Source organism: Paenibacillus sp. J22P165 (genome assembly GCF_059692015.1).
In genome coordinates, this window is sequence record NZ_JCAUAP010000001.1 from 661,457 (window position 1) to 681,922 (window position 20,466).

The 20,466-nt window shown below is 44.3% G+C and carries 19 protein-coding genes; 14 read left to right on the forward strand and 5 right to left on the reverse strand.

The window, feature by feature from the left end; genetic code table 11:
- Positions 1 to 10: 10 nt before the first annotated feature.
- The 10 genes from AC58QM_RS02955 (at position 11) to AC58QM_RS03000 (ending at position 11,306) form a co-directional block, all read left to right on the forward strand.
- A complete protein-coding gene (locus AC58QM_RS02955; RefSeq protein ID WP_497281209.1) occupies positions 11 to 1,243 on the forward strand; it encodes a DUF1501 domain-containing protein in 1,233 nt (410 codons plus the stop codon).
- Between the two features lie 24 nt (positions 1,244 to 1,267).
- The gene (locus tag AC58QM_RS02960; RefSeq protein ID WP_497281211.1) at positions 1,268 to 1,786 is read left to right on the forward strand and encodes a mismatch-specific DNA-glycosylase; all 519 of its coding nucleotides are present in this window, start codon (positions 1,268 to 1,270) and stop codon (positions 1,784 to 1,786) included.
- Between the two features lie 70 nt (positions 1,787 to 1,856).
- A complete protein-coding gene (serC, locus tag AC58QM_RS02965; protein ID WP_497281213.1) occupies positions 1,857 to 2,945 on the forward strand; it encodes a 3-phosphoserine/phosphohydroxythreonine transaminase in 1,089 nt (362 codons plus the stop codon).
- A gap of 592 nt (positions 2,946 to 3,537) precedes the next feature.
- Complete coding sequence (nrdI, locus tag AC58QM_RS02970) at positions 3,538 to 3,897, forward strand: class Ib ribonucleoside-diphosphate reductase assembly flavoprotein NrdI (protein WP_310501929.1); 360 nt, start codon at positions 3,538 to 3,540, stop codon at positions 3,895 to 3,897.
- Positions 3,884 to 5,968, forward strand: coding sequence for a class 1b ribonucleoside-diphosphate reductase subunit alpha (gene nrdE, locus AC58QM_RS02975; RefSeq protein WP_497281215.1), 2,085 nt, complete (start codon positions 3,884 to 3,886; stop codon positions 5,966 to 5,968). The genes nrdI and nrdE overlap by 14 nt, the downstream gene beginning before the upstream one ends.
- A 21-nt stretch (positions 5,969 to 5,989) precedes the next feature.
- Entirely contained in the window at positions 5,990 to 6,976 is a 987-nt protein-coding gene (gene nrdF / locus AC58QM_RS02980) for a class 1b ribonucleoside-diphosphate reductase subunit beta (protein ID WP_497281217.1), read from the forward strand.
- A 626-nt stretch (positions 6,977 to 7,602) separates the two neighbouring features.
- Positions 7,603 to 8,232 carry a YhbD family protein gene (locus tag AC58QM_RS02985; protein WP_497281219.1) on the forward strand — a complete coding sequence of 210 codons (630 nt, stop codon included), beginning with the start codon at positions 7,603 to 7,605 and terminating at the stop codon, positions 8,230 to 8,232.
- A gap of 13 nt (positions 8,233 to 8,245) precedes the next feature.
- Entirely contained in the window at positions 8,246 to 8,926 is a 681-nt protein-coding gene (locus AC58QM_RS02990; RefSeq protein WP_497281221.1) for a polymer-forming cytoskeletal protein, read from the forward strand.
- 25 nt (positions 8,927 to 8,951) lie between these two features.
- Entirely contained in the window at positions 8,952 to 9,692 is a 741-nt protein-coding gene (locus AC58QM_RS02995; protein ID WP_497281223.1) for a hypothetical protein, read from the forward strand.
- 60 nt (positions 9,693 to 9,752) lie between these two features.
- Positions 9,753 to 11,306, forward strand: coding sequence for an MDR family MFS transporter (locus tag AC58QM_RS03000; protein WP_497281224.1), 1,554 nt, complete (start codon positions 9,753 to 9,755; stop codon positions 11,304 to 11,306).
- 64 nt (positions 11,307 to 11,370) lie between these two features.
- Here AC58QM_RS03000 and AC58QM_RS03005 read toward each other — a convergent pair whose 3' ends face one another.
- Positions 11,371 to 12,084, reverse strand: coding sequence for a response regulator transcription factor (locus AC58QM_RS03005; protein ID WP_497281226.1), 714 nt, complete (start codon positions 12,082 to 12,084; stop codon positions 11,371 to 11,373).
- Between the two features lie 142 nt (positions 12,085 to 12,226).
- Between AC58QM_RS03005 and trmL the strand changes: the two genes are divergently transcribed.
- Both trmL and AC58QM_RS03015 read left to right on the forward strand, forming a co-directional pair.
- Complete coding sequence (gene trmL / locus AC58QM_RS03010) at positions 12,227 to 12,691, forward strand: tRNA (uridine(34)/cytosine(34)/5-carboxymethylaminomethyluridine(34)-2'-O)-methyltransferase TrmL (RefSeq protein ID WP_497281228.1); 465 nt, start codon at positions 12,227 to 12,229, stop codon at positions 12,689 to 12,691.
- A 194-nt stretch (positions 12,692 to 12,885) separates the two neighbouring features.
- Entirely contained in the window at positions 12,886 to 13,140 is a 255-nt protein-coding gene (locus AC58QM_RS03015; RefSeq protein ID WP_171630099.1) for an AbrB/MazE/SpoVT family DNA-binding domain-containing protein, read from the forward strand.
- Positions 13,141 to 13,417: 277 nt separating this feature from the next.
- Here the strand turns inward: AC58QM_RS03015 and AC58QM_RS03020 are convergent, their stop codons facing one another.
- The 4 genes from AC58QM_RS03020 to AC58QM_RS03035 are packed head-to-tail and all read right to left on the reverse strand — an operon-like array spanning position 13,418 to position 18,432.
- Entirely contained in the window at positions 13,418 to 14,491 is a 1,074-nt protein-coding gene (locus AC58QM_RS03020) for a phosphodiester glycosidase family protein (protein ID WP_497281230.1), read from the reverse strand.
- Positions 14,491 to 14,922, reverse strand: coding sequence for a hypothetical protein (locus AC58QM_RS03025; protein ID WP_310501919.1), 432 nt, complete (start codon positions 14,920 to 14,922; stop codon positions 14,491 to 14,493). The genes AC58QM_RS03020 and AC58QM_RS03025 overlap by 1 nt, the downstream gene beginning before the upstream one ends.
- Positions 14,923 to 14,975: 53 nt before the next feature.
- Positions 14,976 to 16,604: a response regulator gene (locus AC58QM_RS03030; RefSeq protein WP_497281231.1), complete on the reverse strand. Its 1,629-nt coding sequence runs from the start codon at positions 16,602 to 16,604 to the stop codon at positions 14,976 to 14,978.
- Position 16,605: 1 nt separating this feature from the next.
- Positions 16,606 to 18,432, reverse strand: a complete 1,827-nt coding sequence (locus tag AC58QM_RS03035; RefSeq protein WP_497281233.1) for a cache domain-containing sensor histidine kinase — start codon at positions 18,430 to 18,432, stop codon at positions 16,606 to 16,608.
- Between the two features lie 172 nt (positions 18,433 to 18,604).
- Between AC58QM_RS03035 and AC58QM_RS03040 the strand changes: the two genes are divergently transcribed.
- Positions 18,605 to 19,474, forward strand: coding sequence for a carbohydrate ABC transporter permease (locus tag AC58QM_RS03040; RefSeq protein WP_310502017.1), 870 nt, complete (start codon positions 18,605 to 18,607; stop codon positions 19,472 to 19,474).
- Complete coding sequence (locus AC58QM_RS03045; RefSeq protein WP_497281235.1) at positions 19,474 to 20,310, forward strand: carbohydrate ABC transporter permease; 837 nt, start codon at positions 19,474 to 19,476, stop codon at positions 20,308 to 20,310. Before AC58QM_RS03040 ends, AC58QM_RS03045 begins: the two co-directional genes overlap by 1 nt.
- Positions 20,311 to 20,466: the final 156 nt, after the last annotated feature.

The window sequence follows — 20,466 nt, forward strand, 5'->3', positions numbered from 1 at the left end:
GGGGAACTTTGTGAAATTAACGAGAAGAGATTTTCTGATCAAAGGTACGGCGTTATTCGCAACCCTGGGGCTTGGCGGTGCACTGTTCACAGAAACAGGGAAATCCCTATGGGCTGGTAGTTCCGAATCCGACGTGGATGACCCGGTGCTAGTTGTTGTGCAATTAAGCGGCGGGAATGACGGCATCAATACGTTGATTCCATATGGACAAGGCATATACTATGATACGCGCCCAACGCTGGCGTATGCGCAAAAAGAAGTCTTGACCCTTAATAATCAAGTTGGCCTGCATCCCAGTCTCGCGGGCTTAGCGGCGTTGTATAAGTTAGGCAAAATGGCTATTATACAAGGAGTTGGTTATCCCGAGCCTAATCGTTCCCACTTTCGCTCTATGGAGATCTGGCAAACGGCAGAACCTGCAAAGATGAGCCGCAGCGGCTGGTTGGCCAGATACGCGGAGTCTTCCTTGCAGCATAATCCAAACCCGCTCAAAGTGATTCAAATTGGCGGTTCAGGCAGCAAAGCATTCGCCTCAGATCAATCCAGCTTTCCCGTGATTCAATCCCTGGAATCCTATCATGTATTTGATCCTAAGACGGCACTCATGGACAAGAATAGAATAACCAAAGCCTTCTTGGATATGTATGGGGCATCCAATCCGTTGGAACAGCTGCGCGTTGCATCAACCAGAGGGTCAGAAGCCTATAAGAGCGTCGAAGCGATTCAATCACTTGCCGCCACCTATACAAAGAAAATAGAGTACCCGAATTCGAATTTTGCTAGAGATTTGCAACTCGTGACGAAGCTAATGGCTGGAAAGTCGGGTACGCGACTCTTCAATGTAGAGGTGGGTGGATTTGATGATCATGCGGATGAAAAGCAGCAGCATGCACAAATGCTTACTCAAGTCGATGAAGGGCTGACGGCCTTCTACCAGGATTTGCAGGCTCAAGGATTACAGGATCGTGTGGCTGTGATGGTATTTTCGGAGTTCGGACGTCGCGTGAAAGAGAACGGAAGCGGTGGGACAGACCACGGTACAGCGGCGCCGATGTTCGTTATTGGCGGTAAAGTAAAAGGCGGGCTGTATGGCGCCTATCCCAACTTGAGTAACCTAGACAATGATGATTTAAAATATGAGGTGGATTTCCGATCCGTCTATAGCACGTTAGTTGACTCGTGGTTAAAAGGAGATACAACCAGCGTGCTGGGCAAATCTTATGAGAATTTAAAGTTCATATAATGAGAGATAGAAGGCGGTGCACGCTTGGAATTAGCGGCAATATCAGATCATATCGCGGAGGGGCTGCAAATTCTCTTCGTTGGTTATAACCCGAGTATTCGATCTGGCGAAACGGGGCATCATTATGCGAATCCGAGTAATCGATTCTATCGCATCCTGCTGCAAGCGGGTTTAACGCCCAGGCTCTACAAACCGCAAGAGGATGGCGATCTCCTTCAAATCGGGTACGGCTTCACAAATATCGTAGCACGCCCCTCTCTAACCGCAGCGGAAATCACGGCGGAGGAGTATCGAGAGGGCAGACGTATTTTGAAAGCGAAAATTGACTACTACCGACCTAAGGTCGTGTGCTTTGTGGGGAAAGGTGTTTATGAGCAGTATAGCGGCCGCAGAGGCATCGTATGGGGGATTCAACCGAATCCTATGGTAGACGGTGTTGTCGATTATGTATGCCCGTCTTCGAGCGGTCTTGTTCGGATGAAGCTGGAGGAAATGGTTGCGATTTACAGCGGTATTCGACCTGCGCTTGGAGAGCTTGTTTGAGGTTTTACTTGATGCTTGATCAGAATATTGCTATCATAGCCATAATACAAAAGCAAAGGTGTGGTCACTCATGGGAAACAGGGCCTTTAACTTTAACGCAGGGCCTGCGGCGTTACCGCTCGAAGTACTTCAAAGAGCGCAAGAGGAGTTTGTTGATTTTAAGGGTATTGGCATGTCCATCATGGAAATTTCTCACCGTAGTTCGGAATATGAGCAAGTACATAATGAAACTCAAACGTTATTGAAACGTATTTTTGGTATTCCTGATGGGTACCAAATTCTCTTTTTGACAGGTGGGGCGAGCTCTCAGTTCTCCATGATCCCTATGAATTTCTTGAAGGCTGGCAAGGTTGGCAGCTATGTGCTGACAGGTGCTTGGGCTGAGAAAGCTGTACAAGAAGCGGCACTATTCGGAGAAGTTTCTCTTGCAGCTAGTTCGAAAGAACAGAAATTCATGAAAATTCCTGCATTGAGCGACATTAACCTAGATCCGAATTCAGCTTACTTGCACATCACGTCCAATGAGACGATTGAAGGTGCACAATTCCAAAGTTTCCCGGAAACAGGCAACATTCCTCTGATTGGTGACATGTCTAGTGATATTTTGAGCCGCCCGGTAGATGTGTCGAAGTTCAGCATGATCTATGCGGGAGCACAGAAGAACCTTGGACCGTCTGGTGTGACCGTTGCGATCATTAAAGACGATCTTCTTCAAGATCTGCCTAAAACGATTCCAACGATGATGCGCTACGAGACGCACAGCAAAAACAATTCACTTTACAACACGCCGCCAGCGTACTCCATCTATATGGTGAATCTGGTGTTGAAATGGATTGAGGAGCAAGGCGGATTAACAGTAATTGAGAAGAATAATGTAGAAAAATCAGGGCTTATCTATAGCGCAATTGATAGCAGCAATGGCTTCTATCGCGGTCCGGTGGATCTAAGCAGCCGTTCTATGATGAACATTACGTTCCGATTGCAAGATGAAGAGTTGGAGAAGAAGTTCATTAAAGAAACCGAACAGCAAGGGTTCGTTGGATTGAAAGGTCACCGCAGCGTGGGTGGTTTACGTGCTTCTACGTATAACGCAGTCCCTTACGCATCTTGTAAAGCACTAGCTGAATTCATGACGGATTTCCAACAACGCAACAGTTGAGTTATTGAGTTAAGCTATTCATGGCACCCTCGTGTGCGCATGGATAGCTTTTTTTTGTCGGAGGCATAGAGTTTCAATCGAAGTGTTCTGAAGCCTCTAGAGGGTCTCTGAGAAGGTTTAAAGAGGGTGAATGAGAGAGAAGTTGCAACTAGATCTAGTAGGTGATAATGGTCCTAGGCATTTCGACATTTCTGAAAAAATCAAGTGAAAAATTAAAATATTTTTTCTAAACCTATCGAGCCACGCCCCGTCTAGGATCTGGTGTTTTGGAAATGTAAATAGGCCGTTTTGCTCGTTGACAAACACAATATATTGATATAAATTTGAATCTATCAACTAGATGTCGTGATGAAAAGCGCATTGCGAGATTGCTGGCTGAAGGCTCAAATAGCGCCGGAAACCAAGTGAAACCGCAGGTTTTAAGCTTTTTTGACCGCGTACGGAGTTAATTGGAAAACGCAGATTCTGTCGATTACAGGGTAGTATCACCCACGAGTGACAGACGATAGAATGAGCTTCTTTACTACATATAGGTTACTAGCACGTGTTGGCACAAGATAGAGAGAATTGAAAATGATAGGAGACGGAAGCTATGATAATTGCTTACGATTCGAAGACTGGAAATGTTCGCCGTTTTATTGCGAAACTCCAAATGCCTGCAGTTCAAATTGAGGAAGCGATGACGATGGACGAGCCATTCGTTCTCGTGACGTACACAACTGGTTTTGGTCAAATTCCTCCCAAGGTAGCTTCTTTCCTAGAAAGTAATTCTTCTCGTCTTCAAGGCGTAGCAGCTAGCGGTAATCGCAACTGGGGTGATGGCTTCGCCAAAAGCGCAGATACGATCTCTGCACTTTACGATGTTCCCGTTTTAACGAAATTCGAATTATCTGGCACCAAAAATGATGTAGAACGATTTGTTCAGGGGGTACAAGCAATTGCGGCACATTGAACTTAATAATGAATTAATGCAACGCGGTACGGATGGTTTCTTCCAATTAGAGAAGGATAAAGAAGCTGTAGAAGTGTTTATGAAGGAAGTCCACAGCAAAAGCCTCACGTTCCCCGATACCTCTTCGAAGGTTCGTTACATGATCGACAATAACTTCTACGAAAACGTATATGACAAATACACCGAAGATGAAGTGAACAGCGTCTACCAAATTGCACATGACAATCAATTCAAGTTTGCTTCGTATATGGCAGCTTCGAAATTTTATACAGATTATGCTTTACGCAGTGATGATAAGACGTTGTACCTGGAGCATTTCCCAGATCGCGTAGCGATTGTAGCTCTGTACTTAGGTCGCGGAAACGCCGAGACAGCTCGCGTGCTTGCGGTATCCATGATGGAGCAGCGCTTGCAGCCAGCGACACCTACATTCTTGAACGCAGGTAAGAGTCGTCGAGGGGAAATGGTTTCTTGCTTCTTGTTGGAAATGGACGATTCCTTAAACTCCATCAACTATGTGCTCGCAACATGCATGCAGCTTTCCAAAATTGGCGGCGGGGTTGCCGTGAATTTATCCAAGCTTCGCGGGCGCGGTGAAACGATTAAAGGCGTTGAGGGCGCAGCGAAAGGTATTATCCCTGTTCTTAAGCTGATGGAGGATGCGTTCTCCTACGCGGATCAAATGGGGCAACGTAAGGGCTCAGGCGCGGCGTATTACAACATTTTTGGCTGGGATGTATTGGAATTCCTGGATAGTAAGAAAATTAACGCGGATGAGAAATCTCGTCTGAAAACTCTTTCGATCGGACTTATTGTTCCGAATAAGTTTTATAAGCTGGCGGAGGAAAACAAGCCTCTACATATTTTTGCACCTTACACTGTTCTTCAAGCTTATGGCAAGCATCTCGATGATCTTGATATGGATGAGATGTATGATGAACTACTAGCGAATCCGAAAGTGAAAAAGAAAGTCGTCATGCAGGCACGTGATATGCTGACCAAAATTGCGACAACTCAACTGGAATCCGGTTATCCATATATGATGAATCGTACGAATGCGAATAAGGATCATGCTCTGAAAGGGATTGGGACGATCAAGATGTCCAATCTTTGTACAGAGATATTCCAATTGCAGGAAACATCTGAAATTAATGATTACGGGCAAGAAGATGTCATTCTTCGCGATATTAGCTGTAACCTAGCTTCTATGAACATTGCAAATGTCATGGATCGTAAGAAGTTGCGCGAAACCGTCCATGAAGGCATGATTGCCCTAACTTCGGTGAGTGATATGACGACGATCAGCAATGCGCCAGGTGTCGCTAAAGCGAACCGTGAGCTGCATTCTGTCGGTCTTGGTGTAATGAACTTACATGGTTATTTGTCTAAGAACAAAATTGCTTATGAGAGTGCCGAAGCGAAGGATTTCGTTCGTACCTTCTTTGCAGCGATGAATTTCTATTCCATCGAAAAAAGTATGGAGATTGCCAAAGAATCCGGGCAAACTTTTGAAGGCTTTGAGCTGTCCGAGTATGCGAATGGGAACTATTTTACCCGTTATACAGAAATAGATTACCGCCCCTTGTCGGACAAAGTGAAAGGTTTATTCGAAGGCATGCCGATTCCGTCTCCAGACGACTGGAAAGCGTTGCAAGCGAACGTTCAGAAGCACGGTCTCTATCATGCGTATCGTTTGGCAGTAGCGCCGACGCAAAGTATCTCATATATTCAAAATTCAACCTCCAGCGTTATGCCGATTGTTGAACCGATTGAGACACGTACGTATGCGAACTCAACAACATATTATCCGATGCCATTTATGGCACGTGACAATTTCTTCTACTATAAATCTGCTTATCAAATGGATCAGTTCAAAATTCTTGACCTCATTTCGGAGATTCAAACGCATGTGGATCAAGGGATCTCGACCATTTTACACGTAAACAGTGATGTTTCAACAAGACAACTTGCTAAATTATACCTGTATGCGGCACACAAAGGACTTAAATCGCTCTACTACACACGAACCAATCAGCTATCCGTTGAGGAATGTGTAAGCTGCTCGGTATAATTAGGAAGGGGATTACCAATCATGACAACTGCACCTACTCTAAATAAACCAATCGTTCGTAAAGCGGTAAATTGGAACCGACCTGATGATGATTTTACGAATACGTTCTGGAATCAAAATATTATGCAATTTTGGACAGATGAAGAGATTCCATTGTCTGATGATAAAATGTCCTGGATTACACTTAGCAACGTTGAGCGTGAATTGTATATGAAAGTGCTTGGCGGTCTTACTTTGCTTGATACGATGCAAGGCGGCGTTGGGATGCCGAAGATTCTCGAGCATGTTGATGGGCTTCAGCGCAAAGCTGTGCTTAGCTTCATGGGAATGATGGAGCAGATTCATGCGAAGTCTTATAGTTCGATTTTCACGACGCTGTCTACGACAGAAGAGATCAACGAGCTGTTCCAATGGGTGGAGCGCAATCCACACTTGCAGTTTAAAGCGAATAAGATTTCACATTACTATGAAAATATTAATACGACCAAAGAGCTGTATCTAGCGATGGCTTCGTCTGTTTTGCTAGAAAGCTATTTGTTCTATAGCGGTTTCTATTATCCGTTGTACTTGGCTGGCCAAGGTAAAATGACGAGCAGCGGCGAAATCATTGACTTGATTCTACGCGATGAGAGCATCCACGGGTTGTACATCGGCGTGTTGGCACAAGAGGTCTACGCGGAGCTTAGCCCAGCTGAGCAAGATGAGGCGTACGCGACGCTGTGTGCGCTGTTGAAAGAGCTTCATGCGAATGAAGAAGGCTATACGGATAGTCTGTACGGACCGCTAGGTCTAGCAGACGAAGTGAAAGCATTCTTGCGCTATAATGCGAATAAGGCGTTCATGAATCTGGGTGTTGAACCGATGTTCCCGGAAGAGGAGATCAACCCGATTGTATTGAACGGACTGAGCACGAAGACGAAGCAGCATGACTTTTTCTCCAAAAAAGGCAATGGTTATGTGCGCACGATTCACGTCGAGGCTTTGACGGACGATGACTTTATATTTTAAGAAGTGAAACATAGAAGTGAAGAAATGAACCACTCAGCGGTTGCTGGGTGGTTTTTTTGAGGTTTGTACTCAGCCAATTGGTGGTGATAAGGCCCTTAAGTCGAAAAGTCGAGTTACAGGATAAGAAAGAAGCGAAGTAGCTGCTGTAAGTCGAAAAAATCGAGTTACGGGATGAAAAAGAGGCGAAGTAGCTGCTGTAAGTCGAAAAAATCGAGTTACGGGATGAGAAAGAGGCGAAGTAGCTGCTGTAAGTCGAAAAAATCGAGTTACAGGATGAGAAAGAGACGATGTAGCTGCTGTAAGTCGAAATATTCGAGTTACAGGCTGAGAAAGAAGCGAAGTAGCTGCTGTAAGTCGAAAAAATCGAGTTACAGGATGAGAAAGAGGCGAAGTAGCTGCTGTAAGTCGAAAAAATCGAGTTACGGGATGAGAAAGAGACGATGTAGCTGCTGTAAGTCGAAAAATTCGAGTTACAGGCTGAGAAAGAGACGATGTAGCTGCTGTAAGTCGAAAAAATCGAGTTACAAATATGGAATCGTATCCAGGACTGATTGGGGTTCAGTCTCAAGGCTGATGTCAACGTAACAATGTTATGTTACATTAAATTTGCAAAGGAGGGATGTACGTTGGAAGAGGATTTGATTTCCAAAAAAGAGCTATTAGAGCTAACAGGTATATCCTATGGTCAATTATATCGCTGGAAACGGAAAAACTTAGTTCCTGAGGAATGGTTTATACGGAAATCAGCGTTTACGGGACAGGAAACGTTTTTCCCGAAGGGGCAGATGCTGGCGCGTATCGATAAAATTTTAAATATGAAAGATGATCTATCTCTGGACGAACTAGCGGATGTGTTCTCTATCGTTCCGAGTGATCTAAAAATAGACAAATTGGAGCTAATCAAGCGTAACATTGTTTCTCTAGCGACGATTGAATATGCTTCCCCCTTTTTAGGTGCGACTGCGGTGTACAGCTTTGAAGAAACTTTGTTTCTTTTCTTATTAGAGGATTGCTTACAATCAGGTGAAATGAGCCTTGATGAAGGAAAGCACCTGCTTCTGACAATGAAAGAGCAGTATGCCAAGTTTGAAGGAAAGCCTTGCGATTTGATTTTTATTCGTAAGATGGGCTTAACATTGTTCCTCCTTGTGACGACGGGCTGTGAACTGTTTGGTGAGCGTGGTGTTAAGATTGTGCTCCGCGTGCAGGTAGCGAACAAAATTGAAGAGTTGAAACTAAAAATAACAACAGTGTAAGGAGGTGGTACCCATGCAGACAGCGGAACTGAAACGTAATTTGATGATTTCTGGGATAGGTTCTTCGAATGGCGGGAGCTTTCGTACCGTGAAAATTGATGGATTAGGACGCCTGGAAGGGGACGTTATTTGCTCGCATTTTACGCTAAATGGTCGTGGGGAAGTGAACGGCAGCATCCTATCGGAAACTGCGGAAATGAATGGGACCCTTACGATTCAAGGGAATTTGAAGGCTAAACGCACACGAATTCACGGTAGAGTGAAGGTCGAGGGCAATTATATTGGCGAGAATATTGATATACACGGCGCATCCACGATAACCGGCAGCTGCGAAGCAGAGAAGTTTAATGCGAATGGTAAGCTGCAAGTGGGCACACTCAATGCAGATACCATCCAAGTTACCTTGCACGGTCATTGCAAAATAGCGGAGATCGGCGGAGAACGAATCCAAATTCGTAAGCAGTCGGGTATTAGCTTTGCTAGTTTGTTGAAGATTCTGCCTGCAGCTATCGGCAATCATTTGACGTGCCAGACGATCGAAGGCGATCATATTTATCTGGAGTACACGACGGCAGATGTAGTAAGAGGGGCGAATATTACGATTGGGCCTGGTTGTGAGATCGGACTCATAGAATATACGGTCAAGCTCGAACAGGATAAGAAATCCAAAGTGAAGCACAGCGAAAAAGTGTAGCGGAGAGAGGAGGGTTTGAGGTACAATGGAAATGAATGCAAACAAACGTTCGCCAATTAGTAACTTGAACATTACAGGTAGCTCCACTGTGGCAGGTGGCCTCTATGATCGTGTGAAAATTGTTGGAGAAGGCATCGTAGAAGGTGATATGAAATGCCGTCTGTTGAAATGTATCGGAACCATAGAGATGGATGGTGATCTGCAGGCAGGCAAAACAGGCATTGTAGGCACATTTTCATTGACGGGTAATGTCCAAAGCGATACAATGAAAAATTCGGGGACGGTGAGTATCAGTGGTGATGCCGAAATTGGCTCACTTACTGGTTCAGGGACGATTGAAGTGAAAGGCCATATGTTAGGCAACCAGATTACTTTGAAGGGCCAAGTCACTGCGGGAGGGGATTGCGAAGTCGATGTGTTTCACTTGAAGGGGATGTTTGATATTGGAGGACTGCTTAACGCAGGGGATATCGACATTAGACTATTCCAAGATTCAACAGTGAGAGAGATCGGCGGAGAGAAAATAAGAATTCGCAAAGCGAGTATGCTGCATCCGTTAAGCTTCTTCTTTAGACCCTCACCGCACGCAAAGGTAATGGTTTCGGTGATTGAAGGGGATGATATTTACCTGGAGCATACGAGTGCGAAGGTGGTCCGCGGTAACCAAGTTGTCATTGGTCCTGGTTGTGAAGTCGAACTGGTTGAATACAAGATGCATCTGGAGAAAAAGAAGGGTGCCATTGTGAAAGAATCACGCAAGATGTAGTACGCCTGTGTCAGTATTAAGGTGGTAAGACGAAACGAAATAGTAAAGGAATGTGTAAGAATGACGAAAACAAATAATAAAGTAGGCTTTGTTCTAGCAGGTCTGCTCTTGGCGATGCTGATGGCATCGATGGATAACACGATTGTGGCTACAGCAATGGGAACAATCGTAGGAGATCTTGGCGGACTAGATAAGTTCGTTTGGGTGACATCCGCGTACATGGTTGCTGAAATGGCGGGTATGCCGATTTTTGGTAAGTTATCCGATATGTTCGGGCGTAAACGGTTTTTTATTTTTGGTTTAATAGTATTCTTGCTTGCTTCCATCCTGTGTGGTACAGCAGAAAGTATCGTTCAGCTTAGTATTTACCGTGCGCTTCAAGGGATCGGCGGCGGAGCGCTTATTCCGATTGCGTTCACGATCATGTTTGATACCGTCCCTGTTGAACAACGCGGGAAGCTAGGCGGTTTGTTCGGTGCGGTATTCGGTTTGTCGAGTATTTTCGGACCGTTGCTTGGCGCCTATATTACGGATTATATCAATTGGCATTGGGTCTTTTATGTCAATATTCCTCTTGGTATTTTGGCCCTTATTTTTATTGCAGTCTACTACAAAGAATCACCGATCCATACGAAGCAGAAGATTGACTGGTGGGGTGCCGTTACGCTTGTTGGTGCCGTTGTCAGTATGATGTTTGCCCTTGAGCTCGGTGGAAACAAATATGCATGGGATTCCAGCTTAATTATTGGACTATTTGCAGCTTTCGCCGTATTAACGATTTGCTTCATCCTCATTGAAAGAAAAGTTATTGAGCCGATTATTTCATTCCCCATGTTTAAGAACCGTTTGTTTACGACGAGTAATGCGCTTGGTTTATTGAGCGGGATGGGCTTCATCACAGCATCTGTGTATATCCCGATTTATATTCAAGGTGTACTTGGCGGTACAGCTACGAATTCTGGACTCGTCTTATTGCCGATGATGGTAGGTTCCGTATTCTCAGCGGTCGGCGGTGGTTTCTTAATGAATAAGATGCCATACCGGAACATTATGATGATCTTTGTTGTGATTCTAGCAGCAGGTATGTTCATGCTGACGCAGCTTGAACCGGATACAAGCCGCTTGTATGTGACAATGTGCATGATCGTCGTTGGTGTTGGGATCGGTGCGAGCTTCTCCGTACTTTCCAATGCGGCAATTCATCACTTTGATCCATCGCAGCGTGGTTCAGTGAATGCAACAGTCTCGTTCGTTCGTTCCTTAGGTATGACTTTAGGAATTACACTATTCGGAATTATTCAACGGAATGATTTCACAGCGAAGCTTAAGGAAATTTTCGCTGGAAGCGGGCAAGGGAACATGGCTGACAATCCAGCGTTTAGTGATCCTAGGGTATTGCTGGCACCTGAAATGCGTGCCCAAATTCCGAAACCTGCTCTAGATAAAATTACAGCAGGATTATCATCCTCGATTTCCTATACATTTATGTGGGCGTTGATTCCAACAGCTTTGGCTGTCATTGCAGCAGTTCTCATGAGTAAAGAGCGATTAACCGAATCCTTGGAGCATAAGCAAGCTGAGCAAGCGGCAGCAGAGCTGAAAGGAAAATCCTAAAACCAAAAAAACATCCCAAGACATGATTCATGTTCTGGGATGTTTCTTTAATTTAGCTCGCGCATTAAGCGTAAGACTCTTTGATGACAGGCTCAGTCAATTTGTAACCGACGTTGCGAATCGTCATGATATATTCCGGATGACGTGCATTCTGCTCAATCTTGTCACGCAGATGCGAGATATGGACGTCTACGATGCGCGTATCCCCGAGGAAGTGATAGTCCCACACGCCATGAAGCAGCTGTTGTCGACTAAGCACTTTGCCGCGATGCTTGCAGAGGAATAGAAGTAATTCAAATTCCTTCGGTGTAAGCTCAATAGGCGTGCCATTCATCGTTACTTCGCGTTGCTCTGCTTTGACGGAAATTTGGCCGATCGCAATCGGTGCTTCTTCTGACGTTGAAGGCAAGGTTTGAATACGGCGATGGATCGCTTGGATGCGTGAGACAAGCTCAAGCGGTGAGAACGGCTTTGTCATGTAATCATCGGCTCCGTTGTCTAAACCGGCAATTTTATCGGTTAGATCCTGCATGGCCGTCAACATAATAATTGGAACAAGGTTGTTCTGGCTTCTCAGCTTGCGGCATACTTGTAAGCCGTCCATTTTGGGCAGCATGAGATCAAGGACAATAAGATCAGGGCGAAAGGATTGAATAGCACCGAAGACAGCTTCTCCGTCGAACACACAGTGTACTTCGAAGCCGGCAAGCTTCAGGTTGAATTCAATCAGCATGGAAATTGAAGGTTCGTCATCAACAATAAGAATTTTCTTTTTCATTGTTAGGTATCTCCTTTTAATGAAGGATATCTCTAGTATGACGTACCTCTATCATCGTGATATTAAGATAAAGTTAACCCTGTGTTAAATTGCATTCCAGATCAGGTTATAATAGGATAGAGAATGAGGTGAATGAACAGAGATGGCTTTTCATATTGTATTAGTAGAACCCGAAATTCCTGCGAACACAGGTAACATTTCTCGCACATGTGCAGCGACTGGTACTCATCTTCATTTGGTGAGACCCCTTGGCTTTGATACCGATGATAAGACGCTGAAGCGAGCTGGTCTTGATTATTGGCATTCCGTAAAGATTGACTACCACGATTCATTCGATGAGGTCTTGGCAGCGTATGAGGGTCATAGATTCTTCTTCGCATCAACGAAGGCAAGCCTGCGTTACTCCGATTTTACTTTCCAAGATGGCGATTTTTTCGTGTTTGGTAAAGAGACCAAAGGTCTGCCTGAGGAACTGCTTCGTCAACATCCAGATACCTTAATACGGTTGCCAATGTCCGACGCGGTAAGATCGTTAAATCTTTCCAACTCTGCGGCTATTATTTTATATGAGGGATTACGCCAAACTGGATTTATAGGTCTCGAGTAGGAATACTCGTGACCTATGTTTTTTAGTGCTCAAGCGACATTTCTGACAAGAAAAGAAAGTTTTTAGGGCTTTGGCAGAAGGAATTACATGAATTACGGCGAATAGTATCGGTAAGCTCGATATGGTTATGATGGTCGAAGTGAAATTGCCGGAAGTGTAGAAAACGTCTGGGAAAAGAGAGGTGAAGTCCTATGATGAAGCCAGCTGGAGTCGTACGTAAAGTCGATCAATTGGGACGAATCGTATTACCTAAATCGTTAAGAAAGCGATACCAAATGAATGAGGGAGATCCTGTAGAAATTCTAGTGCAGGGAGACCATATCATTCTTGAGAGATATCGTCCGAAATGTGTATTCTGCGGTAGCATGGAAAGTGTCAGTGAATTCAAAGATCGCTATATTTGCGGCGTTTGTATAACTGAAATGAACCTGCTTAAGGCGAGAGCCTAGTAGTTAAACAAATGAAAAAAGCATCGCTCTCCAACTGGAGAAGACGATGCTTTTTTTCTTGGCTTTTATAGGCCTTTTGTTTTGTCCTCGTTATAGGAAGCCGTCAACATAGCGACGATGAATAATAGAAAAACCGAATTAACGAGCCAAAATGTTGTAGATAAACCGAACATTGCTGCACCTCCTATAGGGTTAAAGAACATTTTTGCACATAGTTAAGGCTTATTATACCCAACCATCCCCAAAAAAGAAACGAATATTGTGTGAATAATTTGGGTCATTTGAAAAACAAGAAGTTCGTAGCGAGTGGCCGGAGTCTTCCATCTGAAGGACGATTGATTACGCTGCCACCCCAGACGAGTGTGGTAGAGCCGCCTCCATCCAGATTATAAGCATCAACGACGCCTAGTTGTTGCATCTTGTCCTGTAGCTCAGCCAGTGTAGCACCAGAATTGCCGCTTTCATCGTAGCCATCCGTGACAAGGAATAAGAGCTGATCATGCTTATAATTAGCCATCACGGTTCGTGCAGCTCTTGCTGGTGAGCTCTGCCATTGATACGGAATGGACATCTTACTACCGTTCTTCATCAACACGGGGACGAAGGTCGAACCCATTAGAGGATTCAACTTATCAAGCTCCGACTGAGAGCTGAACTTGCCGCCGATCAGCTTACGGTCCTTGTTCAAACCGATGAAAGCTGTGTCGTTGTTGGTGGGGAAGAAGCCGTTAACATATTTCCCGTTCATCACGGTGGTGTCAAGCGGATAGCGTTTTCCACGATTATCGTCCGCGAAGCCGCCAGCGTTAATGCCGACAACGGCGCCATAGCGCGAAGCCGCGGCTAACGTCGTTTCACTGGAGCCGAGCTTATCATTCCCTAACACAAGCTTGATTGCTTTATCGGTTTTGAGGTTCACTTTAAGAGCATAACCTGAATAATGTTTTTCATTCAAAGCGAACAACTGAATGTCGATATTGCCAGAAGTGGCTTGGCGAATAGGGCTACCAAGCTTGGCTGTAATCCTTGCATCATAGATAAGTCCGGGTTTGACGACTTGCGAAGCCGCGCTTTGGAGCATGGCGGTTACTTCTGCCGTGCTTTTCTCGTACAGCTGAAAATACTGTTGAATAATGGTTTTGGTTTGAACCGCATCATTATTCGCCTTGGTCAATAGACTGTTCAAGTTATTCGTCTCTTGCTCTAGATTGATGGGTGTTGACGCTATGGGTGACTTAACTGGAATAGAAATATGCAGGGAGACGAAGAGCAGCCAAATCAGCATGCCCAGGAATGGGGCACACACAAGCAACATCATACGATTGATTTGCTGAATCGAATTTGCTGTCATTATTTCAACACATCCAGATTCTTAGTCAGCTCATCTAGCTTCTTTTTAACGTCTGCAAGCTGTGTGTACAATTGATTACTATTATCGGTCTTGCTGTTAGCGCTATCTTTGGTGAACGCTAGTAGTTCATTCAATGAATCTACTTTGGCTTGCAAAGTCTTCATATCGGTAGTCACACTATCCTTCAATTGAGAGACTTGCTTCTGATAATCTTGCTGAATAACCTGTAATTGCTGCTGGGTTTGCTGTGCGATATCGGTTGATATTTGTTGCCTCAGATGCTCCGTGTACATCATCGTAGCTGTTACTCCGACTGCGATCAGCATGACCCAACCCACGAATAGGTAGACATACGTTTTCTTCTTGACCCTTGTTGCCTTCGACGTGCGGGGAAAAGAATTCGCCGTTGCGCTCTCAATGGGCATACTCATGAAAATCACCTCTTAAATACTAGTATAACATATTCCATTATTTTCTCGGAACTTTAGATAGAATTCGCTGTTTTTCGATATTCATTGGGGGTCATACCCGACATTTTTTTGAAAACCTTGCTGAAATACTTTTCATCCTGATAACCAACCATCTCAGCAACCTGGGAAATGCGCAGATTGGGGTTGCAGAGCAGCACCTTCGCCTTGCTCATTCGAATCTGTCCTAAGTAATCAGATAGATTGACTTCGAACTCCTGTTTGAACTTGCGAGAGATATACTCGCGGCTTAGATAGAATCGACTGGCAATATCCGCAAGTGAAATATCCTCGTGGTAGTGCTTTTCTAGAAAACTAGCGATTTCGAAAATAACATTGTTCCCCTTGTGCTGACTCTCAAGATGGAGCTTGGATAGCTGAACGAGGCTGCGAGTTAACTCTTGCTGCCAGAGAGACAAAGAGAGGATACCCTTCTCGTCGAGTGTAATAATCGTAGCAACGCTATCTTCTAGGAGCAGCGGATGAATCTCTTCCTCGCGGCTGTTCGGCAGCAACTGCTGGACCCAACGACGCATCATCACCCGATATTCTCCCCACCAGTGCTCCAGCTGCTCAGGCGTAATCACTTCACAGCTTCGGATTGCGTCGATCCACAGCTGTACGATCTCTTGGATCTGCTCGACATTCCCACTGCGCAGCGCCAGATAGATTTGCTCTTCAAACTGGTGAAAGGTTAACGTTTGTGGTGTAACTTTGGCAGGCAGCCAATTCGTATGAATCCAGGTTTCTTTGGATTTCAGATTACGTTGACGGAGGGCATCGCGCGCTTCCTGGTAGGAAAGCTTTAATTGACTTGGGAAACTATGTTCACGCCCAATCCCGAAGTCCACACGGGCATGCAAAGCAGTGCGAATCCCATCATTAATCGTTGCGAGCAATTCCTCAGCTTGGGAAGGCTCTGACCATAAAAAGAGGACAATCTCATTCGAATTATGCAGGTGTCGGAAAGCGTAGCCGCGCTGATGCGGAACAAGAAATTCATTGCAAATATTAATCAGGGAGAAAAGCAGGAGATCCATATTTTGACTGAATTTATTCTTGATACTAGCCTCCATCGTATCTAGCGAGAGAATGGCAACTCGACAGGTCGTGACATGTCTGGATAAATGAAGCTCACGCTCAAGCTGGTCAGCGACAGGTTCGTACGTGTTCGGTTCGGCAATTAACGCGGAAAGCAGCTTGTCCCAGTAAATCGGCTTGAATTGGTTCACTTCGATGTTCAGCTCCCGACTGGCATGCCGCTGTTCTTCATCTTTAAGCCAAGTCTGAATGGCTTTGTCCAAAGCTTCGTTCAACTGATCGGGATCTATCGGTTTCAAAATATAATCCGTTCCACCGAACTTTACCGTATGTCGAAGTAAAGAAAAGTCGTCGTGACCACTGATAACGATGGTCTTGGCATCAGGGGCATAACGGTGCAGCCACTCTAGCAGCTTCACGCCATTCATGCCGGGCATCATCATATCGGTCATAATGATTTCAGGATGCGAACTGCCAACCAAAGCAATGGCGGCTTCCCCATCAGATGCTTCTAATATTGTATCAATGCCATAATGCTTCCAATCCACAAGCAATCGGATGGCATCACGAACATGCTTCTCATCATCTACAAGTAATACTTTCATTTCAGGTAACTCCCTTTTTCATCGGAATAAGAATGACAATTCGCAGGCCTTGGGGATGGACATGGTCAATCTCCAATGTGGCATCATCATTGAAATAGAGCTGGACGCGCGTAAGAACATTACGTAAACCGATATAGGAATCATCTGCTGCAGTTGGCGTTTTCAATCGACTTCGGACTTCATGGATCCGCTGCTCCGTCATCCCAATGCCATTATCAGCAACGGTGAGCTTCAAAAAGTCGCCTTCTGTGGTAATTAGCTTTGCAGATTCGATGCGCAACAGACCAACGTCTTGCGATTGGCTAGGTTTAAAGCCATGCTTGAAATAATTTTCGACAAGCGGTTGAAGTATCATTTTAGGAACAGATAAGGTCTGAGTGCCTTCCTCAATCGCATAAACAATATCAAATTGATGTTCAAAACGCTGCTTCTGCAGCTCTAAATAGGCTTTCGTATGTTCGATTTCTTTACGAAGCGGAACAACCGATTCATTCGTGTTCATGCTGTAATGCATCATTTTGGCCAAAGAATTAATCAAGGTGTAAATCTTAGGGGCTTCGTGCTGCAAGGCTAATGTACCGATAGATTGCAAGGCATTATTCAGAAAATGCGGATTAATTTGCGCTTGCAGCGCCATGAGCTGATTCGATTTATTCGCTAGTTCTAACCGATATTCACGCATAACCATTTGATCTAGATCTTGCATAAGCCCGTGAAAACGGTTTGCGAGAATTCCCATTTCGTCCACGCGGGTTAACTCAATGTCGCTTTGCTGATCACCTAGTCCAGCTTGTCCAGTTTGAATACGTGTAATGTAACGAATTAACTGTTTGATTGGGGCTGTGAAACGAATACTAATATAGACCGTACCAGCCATGACAATCAGCATGGAGAAGGAAAGAATAAGTGCGTTAATGAAGGTCAACTGGCGAGCATTCTTGGTTAACAGTTCATACGGAATGCGTTTGACAATCGTCCAGTTCAAATAGTCTGTACGCATTTTCTCATACATATTAATCCCGGCAAACGTACCTTTCGTCCACTCGTAACTTCCTCTATCAAGCGTACTTTGAATCGCTTCATTTCCCCAACTGTCACCTAAGGGATGCCCCCATTTGCTTGCGTCTGGGCCAAAGACGATCCGTCCTTTTTCATCTAAAATATAGAGCTCTTCTTGATCATGAGTGAAAAGACTTTGGGAAATGTCAGAAATAAGGTCTAATTTTAAATCAATAACCAGCTCGCCAATGGATTGATTACTTGGTGAGTACATGACGTTTCGGTGCATAGAAATAACTGGCGTTGGGATAGAATACGCAGTAAGCGACATCCCATATAAGTTGCTCTGGTGTGTCGTTTCAAAATAGACAAGCTTGTCCGCTGGGAACGGCTGCAGTCCTTCATATTTACCAACCATGCCTACTTGAATGTCATTGTTAGAGAGATAAGAACGGTTGCTCACTGAGGCATACAGGTAAATTTGTTTGATTTCCTTCACGGAGTGTGACATAACCTGAAGCCCGCTTTTGATCACTTTATCGCTCTGATAGTCGATCTCACGCTGCGTTTGAATAATATCATAAAATTGACCAAGCTCAGCCAGATTCCTTCCTGTGTAAATCGTAGAGGAAGCCTGAACAAGGCCGTTCAGATAGTTTTCGATGTTTGTTTTACCCTGTGTAAGCAGCACAGAGTTGTTCGTAAGAGTATCCTCGGTAACCTTCTGCTTCGTGAAAAAGTAGGACACAACAAGGGAGGTGAGGAAGGGGATTAACGTGGCAATTAGCAAAAATAAGATGAGTTTATTGCGGATACTATGTCGAATCACACTTCATCAACTCGGTTTCTGTATTAGGATTTTCCCCTACATTGTAGCAGGAGAGGTCAACAAATTCCACCTAATGCGTCACCATTGTCTGTGTTTTGGGGTACTGCAGCACTCTATACTTGGGGTATAGTAGCAAAATGGTAAGGGGGGCTTCCCAGTGAAAACAAAAAGAATGCTTTCTGGATGGCTTCAGCAATGGGTTTTTATCGGACCTGCGTTAGTATTTTTTACCATCGTAGTCTTGATTCCATTTCTGATGAGCATCTATTATTCGTTTACTGAATGGAATGGCGTAACAACAGAAGTAAAATTCAATGGGTTGGAAAACTTCAAACAAATCCTATTCCATGATAAGGATTATCGCAATGCTTTTAACTTTACTTCACGTTTAACCGTGACGAACGTTATTCTGACAAACCTTGTAGGCTTCTTACTCGCCTTATTGCTTACACAAGCGCTGAAAACAAGAAATGTGCTGCGCACAATCTTTTTCATGCCTAACGTAATTGGTGGTTTGTTACTTGGTTTTATTTGGCAGTTTATTTTTGTAAAAGGATTTGCGACTCTTGGCAATCTTACACATATCGGCTTTTTCGAATTACCTTGGTTGGGCGATTCACCGACAGCTTTCTGGGCGATCGTTATTGTCAGTGTGTGGCAAGGTGCAGGTTATCTTATGATTATCTACATAGCTGCCTTGTCGAATGTACCTAAGGATATGCTGGAAGCAGCCTATATTGACGGTGCATCACGTTTACAAGTATTGCGAAGCATCATCGTTCCACTTATTATGCCAGCAGTGACAGTCTGTTTGTTCCTGACGATTTCATGGTCGTTCAAAATCTTTGATTTGAACTTCTCATTAACGAAAGGCGGACCGTTCAATTCCACGGAGTCCGTATCCATCAATATTTATCAAGAAGCATTCCGTAATAACCGCTACGGCTTAGGTACGGCCAAAGCTCTCGTATTCTTCATCGTGGTTGCCATCATTTCAACCATCCAAGTGATGTACACCAAGCGCAAGGAGGTTGAGGTCTAATGGCTTCCGTCAAAAAGTATACAGGTCGATTATTTGCTCTTGAAGTGCTGGGCATTCTAGTTGCCTTACTGTTCTTAATTCCGTTTTACTTTGTTATCGCAAATTCCTTGAAGACGTTCCCTGAGCTTGCAGCGAATACAGCGAAACTTCCAAGTTCTCTTTACCTTGATAACTACACGAAAGTGTGGAGCATCATGAAGTTTCCGAAGGCGTTCTTCAACTCTTTGTTCATTACCGTTTTGGCTAATGTGGGCCTTGTGGTCATCTCATCAATGGCATCTTATCGCATGGTCAGAAAATCTAGTAAATTCAATAACTTAGTGTTCCTGGCTTTCGTAGCTGCGATGGTTATTCCTTTCCAGTCGATTATGATTCCGTTAGTACGTGTAGCTAGTCAAATCGGTTTCATGGATAGTAAGCTGGGATTGGTTGCTTGTTACTTCGGTTTTGGTGTTTCATTAAATGTGTTCTTGTACCATGGCTTCATCAAGTCCATTCCGCTGGAAATTGAGGAGTCGGCAAAAGTCGATGGCAGTTCAGCTTATGGCGTGTTTTGGAAAATCGTATTTCCGCTGCTCAAGCCGATGTCGATCACGATTATCATTTTGAACAGCTTATGGATTTGGAATGACTACTTGCTTCCATCTCTCGTACTGGGCAATCCGGAACTGCGAACGATTCCGCTCGCAACCTTCTCTTTCTTTGGACAATATACGAAACAATGGGATTTAGCTCTTGCTGGGTTAACCTTAAGCGTACTGCCAATCGTTATTTTCTTCTTGTTCTTACAGAAACATATTGTAGAAGGGATTACGGCAGGTTCAGTAAAAGGGTGACAGAATTTCAAATAAGTTCAAGATATTCCACCTTTATGTTCAATATACTCGGTGTTAAGGCACGATGTAAGTGTTTACAATGAATCATGTAAGGAAGCAAGTCAACAACGAGTAAACGGGTCACAAAAGAAGAAACAAGTTAAAGGGAGGCATTAC